Source organism: Nocardia sp. CWNU-33 (assembly GCF_046764895.1).
Taxonomy (GTDB): Bacteria; Actinomycetota; Actinomycetes; order Mycobacteriales; family Mycobacteriaceae; genus Nocardia.
The window spans coordinates 39,456-47,559 of sequence record NZ_JBKOQN010000044.1; the positions used below are offsets into that span (position 1 = coordinate 39,456).

Here is an 8,104-nt window from a genome sequence, read left to right on the forward strand (position 1 = left end):
GGTCGCCTAGTGGACCTGACTTCCGCCACCCGCCGCGGGTGGGATCTCCCCGATCGGCAGCACCCGTTTCCACAACTCTTCCCGCCGCACCTGATCCCCATCCGGCGACCTCGCCGACCGAGCCGCGAGGGCGACCACACATTCTCCGTGCACCCACGACACCGAAGCAGCACCCCGCCCGGCGGCCACCACCGCCAGTCGGCTCGTGAATATTTCCGGCTAAGCCGACTGCGCTTCGACCGCGGCCCGCATGCCCGCCGTGATCGCCGCGACATCGTCCGACGTGCTGATGAACGGCGGCATCGTGTAGATGAGGTTGCGGAAGGGGCGCAGCCAGACGCCCGCGGACACAGCAGCCTCGGTTGCTGTGCGCATGTCGACCGGACCGTCGAGTTCGATGACACCGATCGCGCCGAGCACCCTGACCTCGACGACCCCGCGCAGGTCGCGGACCGGGGCGAGACCGGCATTCAGCTCGGATTCGATACGGGCGACCTCGCCGCGCCAGTCGCGTTGCAGCAGCAGCTCCATCGACGCCACGGCAACAGCGCAGGCCAGCGGGTTGCCCATGAAGGTGGGCCCGTGCATCAGACCGCCGTGCGCCGCGCTGAGGGTTTCTGCGATCTGCGCGGTGCACAACGCCGCGGCCAATGTGAGGTAGCCACCCGTCAGCGCCTTGCCGACGCAGAGGACATCGGGACGCACACCCGCATGGTCGGCGGCGAAAAGCGCTCCGGTGCGGCCGAATCCGGTGGCGATCTCGTCGAAGATCAGCAGCACGCCGTGTTCGTCGCACAGGCGGCGCAGGTCGGCGAGATAGCGCGGGTCGTGCCAGCGCATGCCGCCCGCACCCTGGACGACCGGCTCGACAATGACGGCCGCGAGTTCATCGGCGTGCGCGGCCAGCGCACGGTCGAGTTCGGCGACGTAGCCGGATTCATAGTCGCGGGGCGGCGTCGGCACGAAGACGTGCTCGACCAGTACGTCGGTCCACAGCGAGTGCATCCCGCCGTCCGGGTCGCACACGCCCATCGGCGTGAACGTGTCACCGTGATATCCGCCGCGCCAGGTGAGCAGCCGCCGCTTGCCCGGCAGCCCGAGCGCGCGCCAATACTGCAGGCACATCTTGACCGCGACCTCGATGGACACCGATCCCGAGTCGCACAGGAACACCTTGTCCAGGCCGTCGGGGGTGTGCTCGACGAGCAGTTCGGATAGCCGGGCCGCGGGCTCGTGGGTGAGCCCACCGAACATCACATGACTCATCCGCTGCGACTGGGCGACCAGTGCCGCGTCCAGCACCGGATGCCGGTAGCCGTGGATCGCGGCCCACCAGGAGCTCATACCGTCGACGAGTTCGCGCCCGTCGGACAGGGTCAGCCGGGTCCCGGACGCGCCCGCCACCACGAGCAGCTCGGTCGTCGCAGGGAAACCACCGTAGGGATGCCAAACATGCTCGGCGTCGATAGCGGCGATCTCGTCGGGGGTCATTGCCACAGGAATCCTCGCGGTCGTGCGACTGCCCCGGCCTCCCCGGAGCTGGCTTGAACGGCGTTCAAGTTACCACTCGAGCTGGGTAGGCACGACCTCGCCGGAGGGCACTCCACTCCAACACCTGACCGCACAACCACACCCGGCGACGCCTCACGGCTCCCCGCGCAGCCGTGCACGCGTTCTGGAGCGAGGCAGCAGATACCCGCGTTCGACCACGAAATCCGCCCGCCCCTGCGGCATTGGCAGATGCTCCTGCTGTGGCACAACCTGGACGCCGCGGGCCGCAGCACCCGCACCCGAGTGCCACGCGACCCGCTTGCCCTGGCATTGCTGTGGGATTACCAGGACGGCTACCCAGCGGGCATTCCCCCATGGCTTCAACGCGCCGTCCTCGGCGGGCTCGCCGCCATCGCCGAGCGCGCGGGTTACTGGCGTCGCTAGTAGAAAATCAGCCCCGACCAGCACTGACGCGCCCGGCCACAACCACCCACATGGACGGCTGCCCGGCTGCCGCTAGTGTCGTTGACATGGCTCAGCCCGACGCAGCGCCCGGTGACGTGACCCCACTCGGTGTTTGGCCCGGCACCGCCTACCCTCTGGGCGCTACCTACGATGGCGCAGGCACCAATTTTTCGGTGTTCTCCGAGGTCGCCGATGCAGTCGAGCTGAGCCTGATCGCCAGGGACGGCACCGAGACCAGGATCCCGCTGGAGGAGGTCGACACCTACGTCTGGCACGCGTATCTACCGACGATCGGACCGGGACAGCGCTACGGCTTCCGAGTGCACGGGCCTTACGACCCGGATCACGGATTACGCTGCGATCCCAGCAAATTGCTGCTCGATCCCTACGGGAAAGCTTTCGACGGCGACTTCGACAACGATCCGTCGCTCTACACCCACGGCCTGGATTCCCTGGGGCACACCATGACCGGCGTGGTGATCAACCCGTTCTTCGACTGGGGCTCCGATCGGAGGCCGAATCGGCCCTATCACGAGACGGTGCTCTACGAGGCGCACGTCAAGGGCATGACGATGACACACCCCGACATTCCCGAGGAGTTGCGCGGCACCTACGCGGGCATCGCGCACCCGGCGATCGTCGGATATCTGAAGAGCCTCGGCATCACCGCTATCGAACTGATGCCGGTGCACCAATTCCTGCACGACCGTGTCCTGCTGGATCAGCGCCTGCGAAATTACTGGGGTTACAACAGTTTCGGCTACCTGGCCCCGCACAACGAGTACGCCGCGAGCCCGCGTGGCGGCGCCGCTGTCACCGAGTTCAAAGCGATGGTGCGCGCCCTGCACGCGGAGGGCATCGAGGTGATCCTCGACGTCGTCTACAACCACACCGGTGAGGGCAATCACCTCGGACCGACCCTCGCCTTCCGCGGTATCGACAACGCCGCCTACTACCGCCTGACGGACGACGACCCGTCGCGTTACATGGATTACACCGGCACCGGCAACAGTCTCAATGTGCGACACCCGCACACACTGCAGCTGATCATGGACTCGCTGCGCTACTGGATCCTGGACATGCACGTCGATGGCTTCCGCTTCGATCTGGCCGCGACGCTGGCCCGCGAACTGCACGACGTGGACCGGCTTTCCACGTTTTTCGATCTGGTGCAACAAGATCCGGTGGTCAGTCAGGTGAAGCTGATCGCGGAACCGTGGGATGTCGGCGAAGGCGGCTATCAGGTCGGCAACTTCCCCGGCCTGTGGACCGAGTGGAACGGCAAGTACCGCGACACCGTCCGCGACTATTGGCGCGGCGAGCCCGCGACGCTCGGTGAGTTCGCCTCCCGGCTCACCGGCTCCTCGGACCTGTACGAGGACACCGGCCGCAGACCGAGCGCGAGCATCAACTTCATCACCGCGCACGACGGGTTCACGCTGCGGGATCTGGTGTCCTACAACGAGAAACACAACGAGGCCAACGGCGAGGACAACCGCGACGGCGAAAGCTGGAACCGGTCCTGGAACTGTGGGGTGGAGGGCCCCACCGACGACCCGGATATCCTCGCCCTGCGCGCCAAGCAAAGCCGCAACCTGCTGGCCACGCTCGTGCTCAGCCAGGGGACGCCGATGCTCTCACACGGCGACGAAATCGGGCGGACGCAAGGGGGGAACAACAATGTGTATTGCCAGGACTCACCGCTGGCCTGGATGGACTGGTCACTGATGCAGACGAATTCGGACCTGCTCGACTTCACCCGCACGGTGATCGCGCTGCGCACCGCGCACCCCATCTTCCGCCGCCGACGCTTCCTGAAGGGCAGGCCGATCCGGTCCAAGGAGCATGCCCGCGACATCGCGTGGCTCACCCCGGCGGGCGATCAGATGACCCCTGCGGACTGGGACAGCGGATTCGGCAAGTCGCTGACGGTGTATCTCAACGGACGCGGCATACCCGAACCCGGCCCCCGTGGCGAACACATCACCGACGATTCGTTCCTGCTGTGCTTCAACGCGCACGATTCCGCCCTCGATTTCGCCCTGCCCGGCACCGATTACGGTCCAGAGTGGTCGGTCGCGCTCGACTGCTCGATACCCGACGGCCGCTGCGAAACCGTCTATCCGGCGGCCGCATCCGTCACCCTCCCCGCCCGGTGCCTGCTCGTCCTCCGTTGCACCGCATGACCGAAACGCCCATGACCGAGACGCAGATACACTTCACCGATCCCATTCTCCGTGGCCGCCGACCGGCTCGGCAGACCACGGTCCGCAGCACCTACCGACTCCAGCTGCGCCCGGATGTGCTGACTTTTACCGAGGCCCGCTCGATCGCGGAATACCTACAGCAGCTCGGTATCTCGCACCTGTACCTCTCGCCGATCCTGACCGCGGTGCAGGGCTCGCCGCACGGCTACGACGTCACCGACCCCACCACCGTGTCGGCGGCGCTCGGCGGCCCGGCCGGCCTGAAGGCGCTCGCCGACGAAGTACGCAGTCGCGGTATGGGTTTGATCGTGGACCTGGTGCCCAACCATCTCGGTGTCGCCGACCCGCAGCAGAACCCATGGTGGTGGGACGTGCTGCGCAACGGACGCGAATCGAAGTTCGCGCACTTCTTCGACATCGACTGGAGCCCGGCCAACGGCGCGGGCGGGCGGCTGGCGCTGCCGGTGTTGCAGAGCGAAAACGATCCGGCGGCCCTGACTGTCGACCGGTCCGGTTCGGAACCGATGCTGGCACTGCACGACCTGCGTTTCCCCATCGCGGCGGGCACCGACGGCGACAACGCGCTGCGCATCCACGACAAACAGCACTATCGGCTGGTCAGCTGGAAGGCTGGACTGTGCACCTATCGCCGGTTCTTCGCCGTCAGCAGCCTGGCTTCGTTGCGTCAGGAAGATCCCGAGGTCTTCGATATCACCCATCGCGAGCTCGCCGCCTGGTGCGAGCACGATCTCATCGATGGCGTCCGGGTCGACCATCCGGACGGATTGTCCTACCCCGCCGCCTATCTGACGAAGCTGCGCAGGCTGATCGGACCGCAGCGGCTGCTGCTGGTGGAGAAGATCCTGGCCAACCGCGAGCCGCTCGATGCGACGCTGCCGATCGACGGCACCACCGGCTATGACGCGCTCGCCGATATCGGCGGCGTGCTCATCGACCCGGAGGGTGAGCCCCCGCTCACCGAACTGTCCCGGCGCATCGCCGGGCACGGCAGCGACCGGGCCTGGATCGGCGAGACCGAGCACCGGATCAAACGCGCGGTCGCGGAAAGCATCCTGGCCCCGGAGGTTCGACGGTTGGTCACCGCTGTCAAACGCGACGCGCGCGCGGAAAGCTTCGACACCATGGCGCTGACCAACGCGACCATCGAAGTGCTGGCGTTCATGCCGGTGTATCGCGTCGACTATGCGCCGCTGGCCGGGATGACCGGCGCGGTGGTCGCCGAAGTCGAGAAGCGCAACACCGAGCTGACCGCACCGTTGAACATCCTGGTGTCTGCCTTGGCTATCGAAGGCGAAGCCAGCGTGCGCTTCAGTCAGGTCTGCGGCGCGCTGACCGCCAAATCCGTCGAAGACACCATGTTCTATCAGGCGGCCCGGCTGGTCTCCTTGCAAGAGGTGGGCGGCAATCCGGCTCGATTCGGCCACTCGCTCAACGAGTTCCACCTGTCCAACAGCGAACGCGCGCAACGCTGGCCTGCCACCATGACCACGCTGTCCACCCACGACACCAAACGTGGTGAGGACGTGCGGGCACGGATCGGGGTGCTGTCGCAGGTCGCCGAGACCTGGGCGCAGTCGGTCAAGTCATGGGAGGAGCAGACGCCGGGTCCCGACGGCGCGACGACACTGTTCCTGCTGCAGAACATGTTCGGTGTGTGGCCTGCCGACGGCCGCCCGGCCTCCTCGGTGGCGGGCCTGCGCGAGCGACTGCATCTGTTCGCGGAGAAGTCGATTCGCGAAGCGGGCGTGCACACCTCGTGGGAGGAGCCGGATGCCGAGTTCGAGGCATCGGTGCACGGCTGGCTGGATGCGGTGATCGACGGACCGGTCGGCTCCGAAATCGGCGACCTGGTGCACGAGCTCGCGCCACACGCCTGGTCGGATTCGTTGTCGCAGAAGCTGCTCCAGCTGTGCGGGCCCGGCATCCCGGACATCTACCAGGGCTGTGAGCTGTGGGAGGACACCCTGGTCGACCCGGACAACCGGCGGCCGGTGGACTTCGCGGCACGCGCCGGGTTACTGCAATCGCTCACCGGCACACCGGCATTGAACACCAATGGGGCGGCAAAGATGTGGATCGTCGCCTACGCGCTGTGGCTGCGCAGGGAGCGGCCGGACTGCTTCGTCGGCGGCACCTATCTGCCGCTGTTCGCCACCGGCGACCACGCAGGCAGGCTGGTGAGCTATGCCCGTGGCCGGGCGGGCGAGGCGCCCGAGGTGATCGTCGCCACCACCCGGCACAGCATCGGTCTCGCCGAAACCGGGTGGGGCGACACTACGCTCGATTTGCCGCAGGGCAGCTGGACCGACCGGTTAACCGGCCACACTTTCCAGGGCCGGGCTCGACTGGAAAAGCTCTTCGCCCGCCTGCCTGTCGCCCTGCTCGTCCGCTAGCAGGGTGGACACCCCACCGGTCTGCTCGACCAGGTCCGCCGGGAACATGCCGCCGAGTTCCGCGCGCCAGCGCCGCAGATTCACCGGCCGGTAGTCCGGCTCGGCCTTGGCGCTGGAGGCTATCCGGACACACTGGTCGATCGGGGTGGCCAACCGCCGCCAGGAATCCCAATGGAAGCGCCGGTTGCGTGGGTTACGCAGCGTCCGAAGCACATTGAGGATGCGGTAGCCGATGCCGAGGGACTTGTGCAGTTCCAGGTGCTTCACGCCCTCGGCGTGGCAGCGCTTGGAAAGCCCCGCCAACCGCTCCCGATCGAAGGCGAGGCCAACCGATTCGGCCTCGGTCACCATCCACTGCAGGGTGATGTCGGACAGGCCGCATTCTTTGTAGCCGCCGCCGATATCGCTGTGCACGCCCTCGAACCAGACCTGCTTCACTCGATCGAAGTGCTTGCGGTACTTCACGTTCGGCTCGACCGGCACCTCCCAGAGGCACGGCTCGAAGTTGCGGCGCCGCTCGTCGATCGCCAGCGCCTGGCGCGCGCAGTGCACGTTGGATGAGAGCTTCACATCGTGGAACTTGTGCCGCAGCGAGGTCAGCCCCGGCACGCCGAGCGCGCCGACGGTGTCGAACACACCGAGGAAGTCGATCTTGGCGGGGTACCTGCAGTGCTCGCCGCGGAAGTCGATCCACTCCTGCGGCTCCGGCGGGTCCGGATTCTGCACCGTCCGGTTGGGGGCGGCCTGCCGATGAATGCGCAGCGCGTGTGGATACTGACCGTCGATCATCGCCTCGGGCGTCAGGATCCCGATTCGGCCGATCAATCCGGCCAGGCTGCGGGCGGTGAAGGCGCCGCGACTGAAGCCGAAGATGTAGATCTCGTCGCCGGGCTCCCAGTTCAGTGCGAGATGCCAATACGCCGACGACAGGTTCGCCTCCAGCCCGAGTCCGAAAGCACCGCCCATCAGCCGGTCGGTGAGGAACCCGCGCGCCCCGGGCCCCGACACATAGCTCACCCACTGCTGAATCGACTCTCCGGCCGGTCCCGGCGCGGAGAAGCTGATGGTCTGAGCGATCTTGATGATGTTGGATACCGTGCTGCTCGATTCGGCCTTCCAGGTGCCGTCACAACAAACTACCAGGCGTTTCATGGGCAAATTCTCCCGCCGCATCCCCGTGCAGACCTGCGTACTGGACTACTCGAATCATCGGGGCTCGGGTACGGAATGTTAATAAAACAATGCATTTCAGTAGACGAATACCCCGCGATGTCAATGGGGGAACGCATGAAGAACCAGAAAAGCCCCGGCATACCGGGGCTTTTTCGGGGAAGCTCTCACAACCAGGTAGGGTCGCCGAACACCGCGCCCATGTCGTCGACCTCGGGTGAGGTGGCAATCACATACGTGAATTGCCGGATACTGACCGGACCGGTGCAGGTGTTGATCTTGAGATGGAAGTCCCGAATCACCGTCTGAATAAGCTTTCCCGGAATCATGTCCTTCTCGGTCATCGCGACCTCGGCG

At 66.2% G+C, this 8,104-nt stretch carries 6 protein-coding genes; 3 read left to right on the top strand and 3 right to left on the bottom strand.

The window, feature by feature from the left end:
• Positions 1-219: 219 nt before the first annotated feature.
• Positions 220-1,491 carry an adenosylmethionine--8-amino-7-oxononanoate transaminase gene (locus tag ACLMAL_RS35095; RefSeq protein WP_412003006.1) on the bottom strand — a complete coding sequence of 424 codons (1,272 nt, stop codon included), beginning with the start codon at positions 1,489-1,491 and terminating at the stop codon, positions 220-222.
• 249 nt (positions 1,492-1,740) lie between these two features.
• On the opposite strand from ACLMAL_RS35095, the gene ACLMAL_RS35100 reads away from it, so the two are divergent.
• From ACLMAL_RS35100 to treY, 3 genes are all read left to right on the top strand, one after another.
• Positions 1,741-1,935 (top strand): hypothetical protein, encoded by a 195-nt coding sequence (locus ACLMAL_RS35100; RefSeq protein ID WP_412003007.1) that lies wholly within the window; start codon positions 1,741-1,743, stop codon positions 1,933-1,935.
• A gap of 86 nt (positions 1,936-2,021) precedes the next feature.
• Complete coding sequence (glgX, locus tag ACLMAL_RS35105; protein ID WP_412003008.1) at positions 2,022-4,142, top strand: glycogen debranching protein GlgX; 2,121 nt, start codon at positions 2,022-2,024, stop codon at positions 4,140-4,142.
• A complete protein-coding gene (gene treY / locus ACLMAL_RS35110) occupies positions 4,139-6,577 on the top strand; it encodes a malto-oligosyltrehalose synthase (RefSeq protein ID WP_412003009.1) in 2,439 nt (812 codons plus the stop codon). The genes glgX and treY overlap by 4 nt, the downstream gene beginning before the upstream one ends.
• On the opposite strand, the gene ACLMAL_RS35115 is transcribed toward treY, so the two are convergent.
• Both ACLMAL_RS35115 and ACLMAL_RS35120 read right to left on the bottom strand, forming a co-directional pair.
• Positions 6,497-7,729 (bottom strand): DUF2235 domain-containing protein, encoded by a 1,233-nt coding sequence (locus tag ACLMAL_RS35115; RefSeq protein WP_412003010.1) that lies wholly within the window; start codon positions 7,727-7,729, stop codon positions 6,497-6,499. The genes treY and ACLMAL_RS35115 overlap by 81 nt on opposite strands.
• 185 nt (positions 7,730-7,914) lie before the next feature.
• Positions 7,915-8,104, bottom strand: a 190-nt coding sequence (locus ACLMAL_RS35120) for an MspA family porin (RefSeq protein ID WP_412003011.1), incomplete at its 5' end; no start/stop codon positions are given.